At 71.5% G+C, this 15,275-nt stretch carries 15 protein-coding genes; all 15 read left to right on the top strand.

Going from position 1 to position 15,275, the window contains the following annotated elements; translation table 11 throughout:
* Positions 1-47: 47 nt before the first annotated feature.
* The 15 genes from ACRAKH_RS20350 to ACRAKH_RS20420 all read left to right on the top strand — a co-directional run bounded on the left by ACRAKH_RS20350 (position 48) and on the right by ACRAKH_RS20420 (position 15,267).
* Positions 48-1,898 carry a 2-oxoacid:acceptor oxidoreductase subunit alpha gene (locus ACRAKH_RS20350; protein WP_447009177.1) on the top strand — a complete coding sequence of 617 codons (1,851 nt, stop codon included), beginning with the start codon at positions 48-50 and terminating at the stop codon, positions 1,896-1,898.
* Positions 1,895-2,953 (top strand): 2-oxoacid:ferredoxin oxidoreductase subunit beta, encoded by a 1,059-nt coding sequence (locus tag ACRAKH_RS20355; RefSeq protein ID WP_447009178.1) that lies wholly within the window; start codon positions 1,895-1,897, stop codon positions 2,951-2,953. Before ACRAKH_RS20350 ends, ACRAKH_RS20355 begins: the two co-directional genes overlap by 4 nt.
* A 43-nt stretch (positions 2,954-2,996) precedes the next feature.
* Positions 2,997-4,661: a nitrite/sulfite reductase gene (locus ACRAKH_RS20360; protein ID WP_447009179.1), complete on the top strand. Its 1,665-nt coding sequence runs from the start codon at positions 2,997-2,999 to the stop codon at positions 4,659-4,661.
* Positions 4,658-4,816, top strand: a complete 159-nt coding sequence (locus ACRAKH_RS20365) for an Insertion element protein (protein ID WP_380730775.1) — start codon at positions 4,658-4,660, stop codon at positions 4,814-4,816. Before ACRAKH_RS20360 ends, ACRAKH_RS20365 begins: the two co-directional genes overlap by 4 nt.
* Positions 4,813-5,514: a phosphoadenylyl-sulfate reductase gene (locus ACRAKH_RS20370; RefSeq protein ID WP_447009180.1), complete on the top strand. Its 702-nt coding sequence runs from the start codon at positions 4,813-4,815 to the stop codon at positions 5,512-5,514. Before ACRAKH_RS20365 ends, ACRAKH_RS20370 begins: the two co-directional genes overlap by 4 nt.
* Entirely contained in the window at positions 5,511-6,413 is a 903-nt protein-coding gene (cysD, locus tag ACRAKH_RS20375; protein ID WP_380730557.1) for a sulfate adenylyltransferase subunit CysD, read from the top strand. The genes ACRAKH_RS20370 and cysD overlap by 4 nt, the downstream gene beginning before the upstream one ends.
* On the top strand, positions 6,414-7,712 hold the full coding sequence (locus ACRAKH_RS20380; RefSeq protein WP_447009181.1) for a sulfate adenylyltransferase subunit 1: 1,299 nt from the start codon (positions 6,414-6,416) through the stop codon (positions 7,710-7,712).
* Between the two features lie 5 nt (positions 7,713-7,717).
* Complete coding sequence (locus ACRAKH_RS20385) at positions 7,718-8,734, top strand: ABC transporter substrate-binding protein (protein WP_380730307.1); 1,017 nt, start codon at positions 7,718-7,720, stop codon at positions 8,732-8,734.
* Positions 8,731-9,492, top strand: a complete 762-nt coding sequence (locus ACRAKH_RS20390) for an ABC transporter ATP-binding protein (protein ID WP_380730305.1) — start codon at positions 8,731-8,733, stop codon at positions 9,490-9,492. Before ACRAKH_RS20385 ends, ACRAKH_RS20390 begins: the two co-directional genes overlap by 4 nt.
* Complete coding sequence (locus ACRAKH_RS20395; protein WP_380730303.1) at positions 9,479-10,360, top strand: ABC transporter permease; 882 nt, start codon at positions 9,479-9,481, stop codon at positions 10,358-10,360. The genes ACRAKH_RS20390 and ACRAKH_RS20395 overlap by 14 nt, the downstream gene beginning before the upstream one ends.
* Positions 10,361-11,050: a sirohydrochlorin chelatase gene (locus tag ACRAKH_RS20400; protein WP_447009182.1), complete on the top strand. Its 690-nt coding sequence runs from the start codon at positions 10,361-10,363 to the stop codon at positions 11,048-11,050. It begins immediately after the preceding gene.
* Between the two features lie 197 nt (positions 11,051-11,247).
* Positions 11,248-11,634, top strand: coding sequence for a cupin domain-containing protein (locus ACRAKH_RS20405; protein WP_380728915.1), 387 nt, complete (start codon positions 11,248-11,250; stop codon positions 11,632-11,634).
* Positions 11,631-12,089, top strand: coding sequence for a cobalamin B12-binding domain-containing protein (locus ACRAKH_RS20410; protein WP_380728917.1), 459 nt, complete (start codon positions 11,631-11,633; stop codon positions 12,087-12,089). Before ACRAKH_RS20405 ends, ACRAKH_RS20410 begins: the two co-directional genes overlap by 4 nt.
* Positions 12,086-13,345, top strand: a complete 1,260-nt coding sequence (locus tag ACRAKH_RS20415) for a methylaspartate mutase (RefSeq protein WP_447009183.1) — start codon at positions 12,086-12,088, stop codon at positions 13,343-13,345. The genes ACRAKH_RS20410 and ACRAKH_RS20415 overlap by 4 nt, the downstream gene beginning before the upstream one ends.
* Before the next feature lie 11 nt (positions 13,346-13,356).
* Positions 13,357-15,267 carry an FAD/NAD(P)-binding protein gene (locus ACRAKH_RS20420; protein WP_380728921.1) on the top strand — a complete coding sequence of 637 codons (1,911 nt, stop codon included), beginning with the start codon at positions 13,357-13,359 and terminating at the stop codon, positions 15,265-15,267.
* Positions 15,268-15,275: the final 8 nt, after the last annotated feature.

Here is a 15,275-nt window from a genome sequence, read left to right on the forward strand (position 1 = left end):
CGGTTCCCGCCCGGGGAACCGCTCCGCACCCCTGATCGGAGGAGCACGTGCACGACGTGGTCAAGCTGGATCGCGTGGTGATCCGGTTCGCCGGTGACTCCGGTGACGGCATGCAGCTCACGGGCGACCGGTTCACGTCGGAGGCGGCCGCGTTCGGCAACGACCTCGCGACCCAGCCGAACTTCCCGGCCGAGATCCGGGCGCCCCAGGGCACCCTGCCGGGTGTGTCGAGCTTCCAGCTGCACTTCGCGGACTACGACATCCTGACCCCCGGTGACCGGCCGGACGTGCTCGTGGCGATGAACCCGGCCGCGTTGAAGGCGAACATCGACGACCTGCCCAAGGGCGGGATCCTGATCGTCAACACCGACGAGTTCAGCAAGCGCAACCTGGTCAAGGTCGGGTACGCGGCCGACCCGCTGGAGGACAACACCCTCACCGAGACCTACCAGGTGCACAAGGTCGCGATGGCCACGCTGACCATCGGCGCGCTGGAGGGCACCGGGCTGGGCAAGAAGGACGCGGAACGGGCGAAGAACATGTTCGCCCTGGGCCTGTTGTCGTGGATGTACCACCGGCCGACCGAGGGCACCGAGCGGTTCCTGCGGGAGAAGTTCGCCCGCAAACCCGAGATCGCCGAGGCCAACGTGCTGGCGTTCCGGGCGGGCTGGAACTACGGCGAGACCACCGAGTCCTTCGCCGTCACCTACGAGGTCGCCCCGGCCAGGCTGGCCCCGGGCACCTACCGGCAGATCACCGGGAACACGGCGTTGGCGTACGGGATCGTGGCGGCGGGGCAGCGGTCCGGGCTGCCGGTGGTGCTGGGCACCTACCCGATCACACCGGCGTCGGACATCCTGCACGAGCTGTCCCGGCACAAGAACTTCGGCATCACCACGCTGCAGGCCGAGGACGAGATCGCCGGCATCGGCGCGGCCCTGGGCGCCTCCTACGGCGGCGCGCTCGGCGTGACCTCCACCTCCGGGCCCGGTATCGCGTTGAAGTCGGAGACGATCGGGTTGGCGGTGATGACCGAGCTGCCGCTGATCGTGATCGACGTGCAGCGCGGCGGCCCGTCCACCGGCCTGCCCACCAAGACCGAGCAGGCCGACCTGCTGCAGGCCATGTTCGGCCGCAACGGCGAGTCCCCCGTCGCCGTGGTCGCGCCGCGCTCGCCGTCGGACTGCTTCGACGCCGCGATGGAGGCCGCCCGGATCGCGCTGGTCTACCGCACCCCGGTGCTGCTGCTGTCCGACGGCGCGATCGCCAACGGCTCCGAGCCGTGGCTGATCCCCGACGTGGAGGACCTGCCCGACCTGTCGGTGGGCTTCGCCACCGAACCCAACGCGCCCGACGGCACGTTCTGGCCCTACCTGCGCGACCCCGAGACCCTCGCGCGGCCGTGGGCGGTGCCGGGCACCGCCGGGCTGCAGCACCGCGTCGGCGGGCTGGAGAAGGCCGACGGCACCGGCAACATCTCCTACGACCCCGCCAACCACGACCACATGGTCCGCCTGCGCCAACGCAAGATCGACGGCATCACCGTTCCCGACGTCGAGGTCGACGACCCCACCGGCGACGCCCGCGTCCTCGTCGTCGGCTGGGGATCGTCGTACGGGCCGATCGGCGCCGCCGCCCGACGGGTGCGGAAGCTGGGCATGCCGGTGGCGCACGCGCACCTGCGCCACCTCAACCCCTTCCCGAAGAATCTGGGCGAGGTGTTGGCCCGCTACGAGCGGGTCGTGGTGCCGGAGATGAACCTCGGCCAGCTCGCGCTGCTGCTGCGCGCCAAGTACCTCGTCGACGCCATCAGCCACACCAAGGTCCAGGGCCTGCCGTTCAAGGCCGAGGAACTGCAGGACGTGCTCGTCGACGTGATCAAGGGAGTGTCGGAATGACCGCGACCGATCTCGGGCTGCCGGCCCTGACAGGCCTGGTCGGCGTGCCCACCGCGGACCAACCCCAGAAGGCCAAGGACTACAAGTCCGACCAGGAAGTCCGCTGGTGCCCCGGCTGCGGCGACTACGTCGTCCTCAACGCCGTGCAGTCCTTCCTGCCCACCCTCGGCCTCAAACGCGAGAACATCGTGTTCGTCTCCGGGATCGGCTGCTCCTCCCGCTTCCCGTACTACATGAACACCTACGGCATGCACTCCATCCACGGCCGCGCCCCCGCCATCGCCACCGGCCTGGCCGTCGCACGACCGGACCTGTCGGTGTGGGTCGTCACCGGCGACGGCGACGCGCTGTCCATCGGCGGCAACCACCTCATCCACACCCTGCGCCGCAACGTCAACCTCAAGATCCTGCTGTTCAACAACCGCATCTACGGGCTGACCAAGGGCCAGTACTCCCCCACCAGCGAAGAAGGCAAGATCACCAAGTCCACCCCCCACGGGTCGCTGGACCACCCCTTCAACCCCGTCTCCCTCGCCCTGGGCGCCGAGGCCACCTTCGTCGGCCGCGCCCTGGACTCCGACCGCGCCGGCCTCACCGAGGTCCTGCGACAAGCCGCCGAACACCGCGGCTCCGCCCTGGTCGAGATCTACCAGAACTGCCCCATCTTCAACGACGGCGCCTTCGACGTCCTCAAAGACGACGACGAGGCCGCCCGCCGCATCATCAACGTCACCCACGGCCAACCCATCACCTTCGGCGGCGGCGACCACGCCGTCGTCCGCGACGGATTCGGCCTCGCCGTCGCCAACACCGCCGACGTCAACCCCGACGACATCGTCGTCCACGACGCCACCGACCTCAACCTCGCCTTCGCCCTGTCCCGCCTGTCCACCCAGGACCTCCAACACACCGTCACCGGCGTCTTCCGCAACACCACACGCACCACCTACGACGACGCCGCACGCGCACAGGTCGAGCACGCCAAGAAGATCAAGCCCGCTGACCTCACCGCATTGCTCCGCGGCAAGGACACGTGGATCACTTCGTCCTCATAGGACTCGCCACCGAGGCATCGCGCATCACTGGAGGATTTCGACCATGGCAGTCCAGAACAAGCAGCGCCGAGGTGAGGGGCAATGGGCGCTGGGCTACCGCGAGCCGCTGAACCCGAACGAGCGGAGCAAGAAGGACGACAACCCGCTCAACGTCCGCTCGCGGATCGAGAACATCTACGCCCACGGTGGTTTCGACTCGATCGACCCGGCGGATCTGCGTGGTCGTTTCCGCTGGTACGGGTTGTACACGCAGCGCAAGCCGGGGATCGACGGCGGTCGGACGGCGACGTTGGAGCCGGAGGAGCTGGACGACGAGTACTTCATGCTCCGGGTCCGGATCGACGGCGGTCGGTTGACGACGCAGCAGTTGGCGTTGATCGGTGAGTTGTCGCAGACCTATGCGCGGGACACGGCGGACATCACCGACCGGCAGAACGTGCAGTACCACTGGATCCGCATCGAGGACGTGCCGACGATCTGGCGCAAGCTGGAGGACGCGGGCCTGACCACGATGGAGGCCTGCGGGGACAGCCCGCGCGTGGTGCTCGGCTCGCCGGTGGCGGGGATCGCCGAGGACGAGGTGGTCGACGGCACGCCGGCGATCGACGAGATCCTGCGCCGCTACATCGGCGACCCGCGCTTCTCCAACCTGCCGCGCAAGTTCAAGACGGCGATCTCGGGGTTGCCGGACGTGGCGCACGAGATCCACGACGTGGCGTTCGTCGGTGTGGACCACCCGGAGTACGGTCCGGGTTTCGACGTGTGGGTCGGCGGTGGTCTGTCCACCAACCCGATGATCGGCAAGCGGTTGGGCGCGTGGGTGCCGTCCGACGAGGTGCCGGACGTGTGGGAGGGCGTGATCAGCGTCTTCCGTGACTACGGCTACCGGCGGTTGCGGCATCGTGCGCGGATCAAGTTCCTGGTCGCCGACTGGGGTCCCGAGAAGTTCCGCCAGGTGCTGGAGGACGAGTACCTCAAGCGCAAGCTCGTGGACGGCCCCGCGCCGGAGGTGCCCGCGATCCCGCGTGACCACATCGGCGTGCACCGGCAGAAGGACGGTTTGTTCTACGTCGGCGCCGCGCCGATCGCGGGCCGGGTGTCGGGATCGACGTTGGTCGAGGTGGCCAAGGTCGTCGAGCGGGCCGGGTCGGGCCGGGTTCGTCTCACCCCGCAGCAGAAGTTGGTGGTGCTGGACGTGCCCGAGGCCGAGGTCAAGGGCCTCCAGGCGGATCTGGCGAAGTTGGGGTTGCAGACGGAGCCGTCGCCGTGGCGGCGGGGTGTGATGGCGTGCACCGGCATCGAGTTCTGCAAGCTCGCGATCGTCGAGACCAAGGCACGCGCGGTCGATCTGGTCGCCGCGCTGGAGTCCCGGTTGGCCGACGTCGTGGCGGGGGTGACGGAGCCGATCTCCGTGCACATCAACGGCTGCCCCAACTCGTGCGCCCGCATCCAGACCGCGGACATCGGCCTCAAGGGCATGATCGTCACCGACGCCGACGGCAAGCAGGTGGAAGGCTTCCAGGTCCACCTCGGTGGCGGACTGGGGTTGGACGCAGGCTTCGGCCGGAAGTTGCGTGGCCACAAGGTGACCGCGGCCGAGCTGTCGGACTACGTCGAGCGCGTGGTGCGGAACTTCGTCGCGAGCCGGCACGACGACGAGAGGTTCGCGCAGTGGGTCGTGCGCGCCACCGAAGCAGACCTGAAGTGAGCGAACGCGCGACCCCGTTCCACTGCCCCTATTGCGGAGACGAAGACCTCCGCCCGCAGGAAGAGCCCGACTACTCGTGGCTGTGCTCGTCCTGCCGTCGAGTCTTCATGGTCAAGTTCGTGGGTCTCAACCTTCCACAGGAGGTGCATCGATGACCGCCCCGACCAGGGTCGAGGAACTGAAGGTGATCGCCGAAGCGGCGAGCGTGGAGTTGGCCGATGCCGGCGCCGAGGAAGCGCTCGCGTGGACCGCGCAGACCTTCGGCAAGAGCTGGATCGTCGCGTCGAACATGCAGGACGCCGTGCTGATCGACCTGGCGACCAAGGTCAAGCCGGACGTGGACGTGCTGTTCCTGGAGACCGGCTACCACTTCGCCGAGACCATCGGCACCCGTGACGCCGTCGACCTCGTCTACCCCGACGTCCGGATCATCAACGCCGCCGCCGAGCAGTCCGTCGCGGACCAGGAGAAGGAATTCGGTCTGCTGAACCAGACCGACCCGACCAGGTGCTGCCAGTTGCGCAAGGTCATCCCGTTGCAGCGCACCCTGAAGAACTACGACGCGTGGGTCACCGGCGTGCGCCGCGTGGACGCGCCGACACGGGCGAACACGCCGATCGTGCAGTGGGACGAGCGCAACGGCCTGGTCAAGGTCAACCCGATCGCGCCGTGGACCGACGAGCAGTTCAACGCCTACATCGCCGAGCACGGGATTCTGGAGAACCCGTTGGTGCAGGCTGGTTACCCCTCCATCGGCTGCGCGCCGTGCACCGCGAAGCCGCTGCCGGGCGCGGACGCCCGCAGCGGCCGGTGGGCCGGGCTGGCCAAGACCGAATGCGGGTTGCACGGATGACCACCACCGCCCTGGACACCCTGGACCGCCTCGAGTCCGAGGCGATCCACATCTTCCGCGAGGTCGCGGGCGAGTTCGACCGGCCGGTGATCCTGTTCTCCGGCGGCAAGGACTCCACCCTGCTGCTGCACCTCGCGGTCAAGGCGTTCTGGCCCGCCCCCGTGCCGTTCCCGCTGCTGCACGTCGACACCGGCCACAACTTCGAGGAAGTCATCGAGTTCCGCGACAAGGTCGTGGCCCGGCACGGGCTGCGGCTGGAAGTCGCCAGCGTGCAGGACTACATCGACGACGGCCGGCTGGCCGAACGCCCCGACGGCACCCGCAACCCCCTGCAGACCGTGCCGCTGCTCGACGCCATCACCTCGCACCGGTTCGACGCGGTGTTCGGCGGCGGGCGCCGCGACGAGGAACGCGCCCGCGCCAAGGAACGCATCTTCAGCCTGCGCAACGCCTTCGGCCAGTGGGAACCCCGCCGGCAACGCCCCGAGCTGTGGAACCTCTACAACGGCCGCCACCGCCCCGGCGAACACGTCCGCGTGTTCCCCCTGTCCAACTGGACCGAACTCGACGTCTGGCACTACATCGCCCGCGAGAACATCGAGCTGCCGTCGATCTACTACGCCCACCGCCGCGAGGTCTACCTCCGCGACGGCATGTGGCTGGCGGAAGGCCCCTGGGGCGGCCCCCGCGACGGCGAGCACAAGATCGAGAAGACCGTGCGCTACCGCACCGTCGGCGACGGCTCCTGCACCGGCGCGGTCGAGTCCGACGCCGCCGACATCCAGGCCGTCATCGCCGAGGTCGCCGCCTCACGCCTGACCGAGCGCGGCGCGACCCGCGCCGACGACCGCCTCTCCGAGGCCGCCATGGAAGACCGCAAGCGGGAAGGCTACTTCTAGATGAGCGACCTGTTGAGGCTGGCCACCGCCGGCAGCGTGGACGACGGCAAGTCCACCCTGGTCGGCCGCCTGCTCTACGACACCAAATCCGTCCTCGCCGACACCCTCGACGCCGTCCACCGCGCCAGCGCCGACCGCGGCCTGACCACCCCCGACCTCTCCCTCCTGGTCGACGGCCTGCGCTCCGAACGCGAGCAGGGCATCACCATCGACGTCGCCTACCGCTACTTCGCCACCCCCAAGCGCTCCTTCGTCCTGGCCGACACCCCCGGCCACGTCCAGTACACCCGCAACACCGTCACCGGCGCCTCCACCGCCCAACTCGGCGTACTCCTGGTCGACGCCCGCAAGGGCGTCATCGAACAGACCCGCCGGCACGCCGCCGTCCTGGCCCTGCTGGGCGTGCCGCGGCTCGTGCTCGCGGTCAACAAGATCGACCTCGTGGACTTCGACGAGGTCACCTTCGCCCGCATCGCCAAGGAGTTCACCGCCCACGCCACCGCCCTGGGCTACCCCGAGGACGCCGTGGTCGAGATCCCCGTCTCCGCCCTGGCCGGGGACAACGTGGTCGAACGCTCCGACCGCACCCCCTGGTACGACGGCCCCACCCTGCTGGAACACCTCGAAACCGTGCCGGTCGACGCCGACCCCCACGACGCCCCCTTCCGCTTCCCCGTCCAATACGTGATCCGGCCCCGCACCACCGAACACCCCGACTACCGCGGCTACGCCGGCCAGGTCGCCGCCGGCACCGTCCGCGTCGGCGACGACATCACCGTCCTCCCCGCCGGACTGCGCTCCACCGTCACCGGCATCGACACCGCCGACGGCCCCCTCGACCACGCCACCTCCGGCCAATCGGTGACCCTGCTCCTGGCCCACGACCTCGACATCTCCCGCGGCGACCTCATCGCCGCCGCCGCCGCGCCACCCAAGGTCACCGACGAATTCGACGCCACCGTCTGCTGGCTCTCCGACAAACCCCTCACCCCCGGCGCCCGCGTCCTGGTCAAGCACGGCACCCGCACCGTCCAGGCCATCGTCACCGAACTCCGCACCCGCTTCGACGAGCAGAACCTGACCACGGTCGAGGACCCCGGCACGTTGACGCTCAACGAGATCGGCCAGGTGACGGTCCGCGCCACCGCCGCCGTCCCGCTGGACGACTACACGAACAGCCGCCGCATGGGCAGCTTCCTCGTCATCGACGTCGCCGACGGCAGCACGCTCGCCGCCGGCCTGATCGGCGACCCCCTCACCACGATCACCCGGGACGTCGCGCTGGCGGGCGTGCCGTGATCCGAGTGCTCCTCGCGCTCCTCCTGGTCCTGGTCGGCTGCACTCGGGCCGACCGAGGGGAACGGACCTCGGCGGCCGAACAGGGCCCGGCCGCCGAGGTCCGTCTCGGCTACTTCCCCAACATCACCCACGCGTCGGCGCTGCTGGGTGTGGAGCGCGGGCTGTTCACCGCCGAGCTCGGCGCGACCCGGTTCGTGCCGGTCACCTTCAACGACGGCGGCGCGGCGGTGAACGCGCTGCTCGGCGGGTCGCTGGACGTGGCGTTCCTCGGTCCGGGCCCGGCCATCAACGCCTACGCCAAGTCCGACGGCGAGGCGGTCCGGCTGGTCTCCGGCGCCACGTCGCGCGGCGCGCAGCTGGTGGTCAGGGCGGGGATCGACCGGCCGCAGCAGCTCATCGGCCGCACGATCGCCAGCCCCGCCCTGGGCAACACCCAGGACATCGCGCTGAAGAAGTGGCTCGCCGCCTCGCAGCTCACCGACGCGGTGAACGTGACCAACGTGGAGAGCGCGCGGGCGCTCGACGGGTTCCTCCAGGGCCAGTTGGACGGCGCCTGGCTGCCCGAGCCGTGGTCGTCCCGGCTGGTGCTGGAAGCGGGCGCGCACGTCCTCGTGGACGAGCGGACCCTCTGGCCGGACGGCGAGTTCCCGTCCACGGTGGTCGTCGTGCGGACGCCGTTCCTGCAGGCGCACCCGGAGACCGTGCGGGCCGTGCTGCGGGGGCTGGTTCGGGCCGAGCAGTCCGTCACCCAGGACCCGGCGCGGGCCAAGCAGGACATGAACGCCCACCTGCGGAAGGCGACGAGCCGAGCCCTGCCGGAGGCCACGATCGACCGCGCCTTCGCCAACATCCGACTCACCACCGATCCCAACGCGGCGGCGTTCGACCAGTTGGCTCGTGACGCCCTCGCCGCGGGTGTGCTCAAGGCACCGATCGACCTCGCCGGGTTCGTCGAGCCGGGCCCGTTGACCGCGGTGCTGTCCGAACTCGGCCTGCCCACCAGCCCACAGAGGATTCCATGACCAGCACCCTCGAACCCCTGTCCACCGCGACGGACTACGCGGTCCGGCTGACGTCGGTCAGCAAGACGTTCGGCCACGGCGAGTCCGCCGTCACCGCCGTCGACCGCGTCGACCTCACCGTGCGACCGGGCGAGTTCGTCTGCCTGCTCGGCGCCTCCGGCTGCGGCAAGAGCACCCTGCTCAACCTGATCGGCGACCTGGAGGCGCCCACGTCGGGCCAGGTCGAGCTGACCACGGGTCGGCCCGCGGTGATGTTCCAGGAGGCGGCGTTGCTGCCGTGGCTGACCGCGGCGCAGAACGTCGAGCTGCCGCTGCGGCTGGCCGGGTTGGACCGGCGGGCCCGCCGGGACCGCACCGAGCAGCTGCTCGGCCTGGTCCGGCTGGCCGGGACCGGCGGCAAGCGGCCGCACGAGCTGTCCGGCGGCATGCGGCAGCGGGTCGCGCTGGCCCGCGCCCTGGCGTGCACCGGTGACGACAACGCCCTGCTGCTCATGGACGAGCCGTTCTCCGCGCTCGACGCCATCACGCGTGACGTGCTGCAGGCGGAGTTGCTGCGGGTGTGGCGGGAGACCGGCACGGCGGTCGTGTTCGTCACGCACGACGTGCGCGAGGCCGTGCGCCTGGGCCAGCGCGTGGTGCTGCTGTCGTCACGTCCGGGCCGGGTCATGCAGGAGTGGTCCGTGGCCGGCGAGGACGGCATCGTCGACGAGATCAACACCAGGCTCCGCGAGGTGATCAGCAGCCATGTCGTCGCGTAGCGCCGTCGAGCGGGAGGACGACGAGGCGGTCGAGGCGGGGCTGGACGCGCTGACGTCGCCGGTCGCCGCGCCGTCGAACGGGCGGGCCCGGTTCGTGGGCCGCGTGCTGCCGCCGGTGATCGCGCTGGTCGTCATCGGGTGCCTGTGGCAGGCGCTGTGGGCGTCGGCGATCTGGCCGGAGTTCCAGCTGCCCGCGCCGGTCACCGTGCTGGACCAGATCGCGCAGCAGGTCCGCAGCGGTGACATCGTCGGCTTCCTGTGGGTGTCCGTGCACCGCGCGGTGATCGGGTTCGGGGTGTCGGTGGTGGTCGCGGTGCCGCTCGGCCTGCTGATCGCCAACGTCTCGCCGGTGCGGCGGGCCATCGGCCCGTTGATCTCGGGCTTGCAGAGCCTGCCGTCGGTGGCGTGGGTGCCCGCGGGCGTGCTGTGGTTCGGCCTGACCGACTACGCGATCTACTTCGTGGTGCTGCTGGGAGCGGTCCCGTCCATCGCGAACGGCCTGGTGTCGGGCGTGGACCAGATCCCGCCCATCTTCCACCGGGTCGGGGTGGTGCTCGGCGCGACCCGGCTGGCCGCGGTCCGGCACGTGCTGCTGCCCGCCGCGCTGCCCGGTTTCCTGGCCGGGTTGAAGCAGGGGTGGGCGTTCTCGTGGCGGTCGCTGATGGCCGCCGAGCTGATCGCCACCTCGCCGCAGCTCGGCGTCGGCCTCGGCCAGGTGCTGCACAACGGCATGTCGCTGTCGGACATGTCGCTGGTCATGGCCGCGATCGTGCTGATCTTCTTCGTGGGTGTCGGCATCGAGCTCGCGCTGTTCCGCCCGCTGGAGCGGTCGGTGCTGCGGGCACGCGGCCTCAGCGGAGGGCTGTAGGTGCTCATCGCCGTCGCGCACGGCAGCCGTGACCCGCGCTCCGCGGCGGCTGTCCGGCAGCTGGTCGCCGCCCTGCCCGGCGCCCGGCCCGCCTTCCTCGACCTGTCCGAGCCGCTGCTCGCCGACGTCCTCGCGGACGTGGGTCAGGGCGAGGCGGTGGTCGTGCCGCTGCTGCTGGGCAGCGCCTACCACGCCCTGGTCGACATCCCGGAGATGGTCGACTCGGCGACCGCGCGGTCGCCGGGGCTGTCGGTTCGGGTCACCGACGTGATCGGGACGGACCCGCGGGTCGCCGACGCGGCGCTCGCCCGGCTCGCCGAGGCCGGTGCGCGGCCTGGTGACGGCCGGCTGGGCGTGGTGCTCGCGGGCGCGGGTTCGTCGCACGCGGCGGCCAACGCGGCGGTCGCGGACCTCGCCGAGCGGTGGGAGCGGGAGCACGGCTGGGCCGGCGTCCGGCCCGCGTTCGCGACCTGCGCGCCGGACGTCACCGACGCGATCGCCGAGCTGAGGGACCTCGGCGCGCGCCGGATCGCCGTGGCGTCGTGGTTCCTCGCGCCCGGCCTCCTGCCCGACCGGGTGATCGCCGCGGCACGGCGGGCCGACCCCGACGTCGTGGTGGCGGCGCCGCTCGGCGCGCACCCCTTCGTGGTCGCCGCGGTACGCGGGCTGCACCTGTCCGCGCACGTGTGAGAATTCGGACTCCCGCACCCGGACGTCCCGCAAACTGCGGCACATCGTTTTTTCCGATGGTCGCGCATCGTCAGGACTACAGCGCGGATCTCTTGTTCCCCGGATAACGTGACATCGCTGAAACCGTTGCGCCGCAACACTTCGATTCATGGCGCACCGTTTACACAACAGCGGAGACTATTACCGGGAGCGCGCTTATGTCTGACATGAAAATCATCGAGGACGTAATTCGGAACGGCTTTGACCTGACGGACATCGAGTGGACGAAGTGGGTCGAGCCCGGCCGCGAGGGCGTCGAGCACCACGTGCTGTGGGCGCCGAACCCCGAGACCGGTGACGAGTCCGTCGGCCTGCTGCTGCGCTTCCCGCCCGGCGCGCACGGCGACTTCCACGAGCACCTGGGCTGGGAGCTGATGCTCGTCCTCGACGGCTCCCTGGACCACAGCGACGGCCACTCGTTCAAGAAGGGCGCGCTCGTGGTCGAGGGCCCCGGCAGCAAGCACCAGATGTCCAGCGCCGCCGGGTGCACCGTGCTGGCCATCCGGACCCGGCCCGCCGAGGCGCGGCCCGCCGAGGCCCCGTGAGCAACGCCCCGACCGCGCTCGCCGTCCGACCGGTCCGGGTCGTGCTGTCGAGCGTCTTCTCCGACGCGCACACCTGGAACCTCGTGTTCCTCCAGCTGCTGCTGGAGGAACACGGGTGCCAGGTGACGAACCTCGGCGCCTGCGTGCCCGAGGACCTGCTCCTGGAGCACTGCCGCGACCACCGCCCGGACCTCGTCGTGATCAGCACCGTCAACGGCCACGGCCACCTGGACGGCGTGCGGCTGGCCCGCCTGCTGCGCGCCGACCCGGACACGGCCGACCTGCGGCTGGTCATCGGCGGCAAGCTCGGCGTGGCCGGCGGGGCGGAGTCGCGGCACGAGCTGCTCGCCGCCGGGTTCGACCTGGTGGTGGAGGACAGCGACCCGTCGCGGCTGGTCGGCTACGTCGAAGGGCTGCGCCGACCGGCCCTGCCCAGCGGCAGGACGACGTCATGACGTCGTTCTCCGCGTTCGTCGCCGACGCGGCGGCCGAGGGCCGGCTCGTCGTCCAGCCCCGCATGGGCTTCGCCGAGCCGGCGCGGATGCGGGAGGGGCTGCTGGCGGTGCGCGCCGTGCCGGGGCGCACCGCCGGCACCATCACCCTGGACAGCTACACCAGGGTGGGCGCGCACGACGCCGCGCGCCGGGCGCTGCGCGACGGTGCTCCCCTCAACGGGTTCCCGCTCGTCGTGCACGGCCCGGACGTCACCCGCCGAATGCTCGACGGCGTGGTGTCGCCGGACTTCCCGGTGCAGGTGCGGCACGGCAGCCCCGCGCCGTACGACATCGTGCGCACCCTGCTCGACGCCGGGCTCGACGCCACCGAGGGCGGGCCGGTGTCCTACTGCCTGCCCTACAGCCGGACCCCGCTGCGCGACTCGGTGCGGGAGTGGCGGCGCACCTGCGAGCTGATGGGCGGGCACGGCCCGGACGCGCACCTGGAGACGTTCGGCGGGTGCATGCTCGGCCAGTTGTGCCCGCCCAGCCTCCTGGTGGCGCTGTCCGTGCTGGAGGCGTTGTTCTTCCGCGCGCACGGCCTGCGCAGCGTGTCGCTGAGCTACGCGCAGCAGACCAACGCGGCGCAGGACCTCGAAGCCATCGCCGCGTTGCGCACCCTGGCCGGCGAACTCCTGCCGGACGTGCGGTGGCACGTGGTGCTCTACACCTACATGGGCGTGTACCCGCGCAGCACGACCGGCGCGACCACGCTGCTGCGCGACAGCGTCGAACTGGCGGTCCGGTCCGGCGCGGAGCGGGTGATCGTCAAGACGGAGGTCGAGGCGCAGCGCATCCCGACGCCCGCCGAGAACGTCGCCGCGCTGCGCCACGCCCTCGACGCCGCCCGGCCGCCGACCGACGAGCTGCGGCCCGCCACCACCGGGGTGCTCGCGGAGGCGCGCGCGCTCGTGGAGGCCGTGCTCGACCTGGACGACGACCTCGGCCGTGCGCTGGAACTGGCGTTCCAGCGCGGCTGGCTCGACGTCCCGTACTGCCTGCACCCGGACAACGCGGGCCGGACGCGGGCCGCGCTCGACGAGCAGGGCCGGCTGCGCTGGGTGTCGATCGGCTCCATGCCGATCGGGGGCCTGGCGCGCACCCTCCCGCCCGAGGCGCTCACCGCCCGTTCCCTGCTGGCGATGCTCACGCACGTCGAGCACCGCTACGACAACGTGCTCGCCCGCACGCCCGCACGCCCGCACCTGACCGACTGACGGGAGTGATCGTGTCCTCAGCCGACGGCCCGGTGTCGCACGGGCCCAGGATCGCCATCATCGGCATGGGCCCCCGCGGCATCTCCGTGCTCGAACGCCTCGCCCTCCGCGCCGACGACCACCACGGGCCGGGGCCGGAGGTGTTCGCGATCGACGCCGTCCAGGTGGGCTGCGGCCGGATCTGGCGCACCGACCAGCAGCCGTGGTTCACCATGAACACGGTCGCGGGCCAGGTGACCATGTACTCCGGCGAGCCCGACGGCGGACCGGACCGCGCGGGCGCCGGACCCAGCGTGGCGCAGTGGCTGGCCCGTTCCCCCGACCCGGAGCTGGCGTCGATCGGCCCGGACGGCTACGCGCCGCGCGTCACCTACGGGCACTACCTGCGGCACGTGTACCGCAGCGTGGTCGACCACCTGCCCGACGGCATGGTCGTGCGACCGGTCACCGCGCGGGTCACCACGATGGCGCCGCTGCCGGACGGCGGGTTCGCGCTGACGTTGTCGGACCGGTCCGAGCCGTTGGTGGTCGACCGCGTGGTGCTGGCCACCGGCCACCCGGTGTCCCGGCCCGGCGCGAATGAGCAGGCGCTCGCCGACTTCGCCGCGACCCGGCCGGGGTTGACCTACCTGAGCGGCGACTCCGCCGCGGACCTGCCGCTCGACGTCATCGAGCCCGGCACGCCCGTCGGCGTGATCGGCATGGGCCTCGGGTTCTACGACATCCTGCTGTCGCTGACGGTGGGGCGCGGCGGGGTGTTCCGGCGGGACGTCGCCGGCGCCATGCGGTACGCGCCGAGCGGCCGCGAGCCGCTGATCTTCGCCGGGTCGCGCAGCGGGATGCCGATCCTGGCGCGCGGCACGAACCAGAAGCGGCCCGACCACGTGCACCAGCCGGTCGTGTTCACGACGGACGCGGTGCGCGAGGCGAAGGCGCGGGCGGGCGCGGCCGGGCTGGACTTCACCGGCCAGATCATGCCGCTGATCCAGGCCGAGGTGGACCACGTCTACCTCACCACCCTGGTGCGCTCCCGGCAGGGCGACGCGGTCGCGGCCCGGTTCGCCGAACGGCACGCCCACGTCCTGCGCCACGGCGGGTCCAAGGCCGCGCTGCTGGCCGAGCACGGCCTGGCCCCGGACGCGGGGCTGGACCTCGAACGGCTCGCGCGGCCGTTCACGGGCGACCGGTTCGCCCACCCCGCCGTGTTCCGCGCGAAGGTGCTCGACCTGATGGCCAAGGACATCGACGAAGCCAAGCGCGGCAACGTCGACGGTCCCGTCAAGGCGGCGCTGGACGTGCTGCGCGACATCCGCAACACGATCCGCGTCGCGGTGGACTTCGGCGGGCTGACCGTCCGCTCGCACCGGGACGACTTCCTCGGCTGGTACGTGCCGATGAACGCGCTGCTGTCCGCCGGGCCGCCGGTGGAGCGGGTGGAGCAGCTGCTGGCGTTGATCGAGGTCGGCGTGGTGACCGTGGTCGGCCCGCGGGTCCGCTACGAGTGCGACCCGGCCGGCGGCACGTTCGTGGTGTCCTCCGCCGACGTCGCCGGCTCGCGGACGGAGGTGGCGGCGCTCGTCGACGCCCGCATCCCGCAGCCGGACCTGCGCCGGGACACCTCGCCGCTGTACGAGGACCTGGTCGCGCGCGGGCTGGTGACGCAGTTCGTGGAGCGCGACCCGGTGACCGGCGAGGTGTTCGAGACCGGCGGGGTGGACGTCACGCCCGCGCCGTTCGCCCTGCTCGACCGGCACGGCGCCGAGGTGCCCGGCGCGCACGCCCTCGGCCTGCCCACCGAGCACACGCGCTGGTTCACGCAGGTCGGCAGCAGTCGGCCCGGCATGCGCACGCTGTTCCTGCGCGACGCCGACGCCATCGCCGAGCGCCTGCTCACCCCGTCGCCCGTGCTCGCGCCCCGATGACGCCTGCC

The sequence above is a fragment of the Saccharothrix hoggarensis genome (assembly GCF_052936025.1).

Bases quoted from the DNA above. Each gene is read 5' to 3' on its own strand.
- ACRAKH_RS20395 (WP_380730303.1), top strand. From the start codon at position 9,479: ATGTCGTCGCGTAGCGCCGTCGAGCGGGAGGACGACGAGGCGGTCGAG.
- ACRAKH_RS20415 (WP_447009183.1), top strand. From the start codon at position 12,086: ATGACGTCGTTCTCCGCGTTCGTCGCCGACGCGGCGGCCGAGGGCCGG.
- ACRAKH_RS20370 (WP_447009180.1), top strand. From the start codon at position 4,813: ATGACCGCCCCGACCAGGGTCGAGGAACTGAAGGTGATCGCCGAAGCG.
- ACRAKH_RS20380 (WP_447009181.1), top strand. From the start codon at position 6,414: ATGAGCGACCTGTTGAGGCTGGCCACCGCCGGCAGCGTGGACGACGGC.
- ACRAKH_RS20390 (WP_380730305.1), top strand. From the start codon at position 8,731: ATGACCAGCACCCTCGAACCCCTGTCCACCGCGACGGACTACGCGGTC.
- ACRAKH_RS20360 (WP_447009179.1), top strand. From the start codon at position 2,997: ATGGCAGTCCAGAACAAGCAGCGCCGAGGTGAGGGGCAATGGGCGCTG.
- ACRAKH_RS20405 (WP_380728915.1), top strand. From the start codon at position 11,248: ATGTCTGACATGAAAATCATCGAGGACGTAATTCGGAACGGCTTTGAC.
- cysD (WP_380730557.1), top strand. From the start codon at position 5,511: ATGACCACCACCGCCCTGGACACCCTGGACCGCCTCGAGTCCGAGGCG.
- ACRAKH_RS20355 (WP_447009178.1), top strand. From the start codon at position 1,895: ATGACCGCGACCGATCTCGGGCTGCCGGCCCTGACAGGCCTGGTCGGC.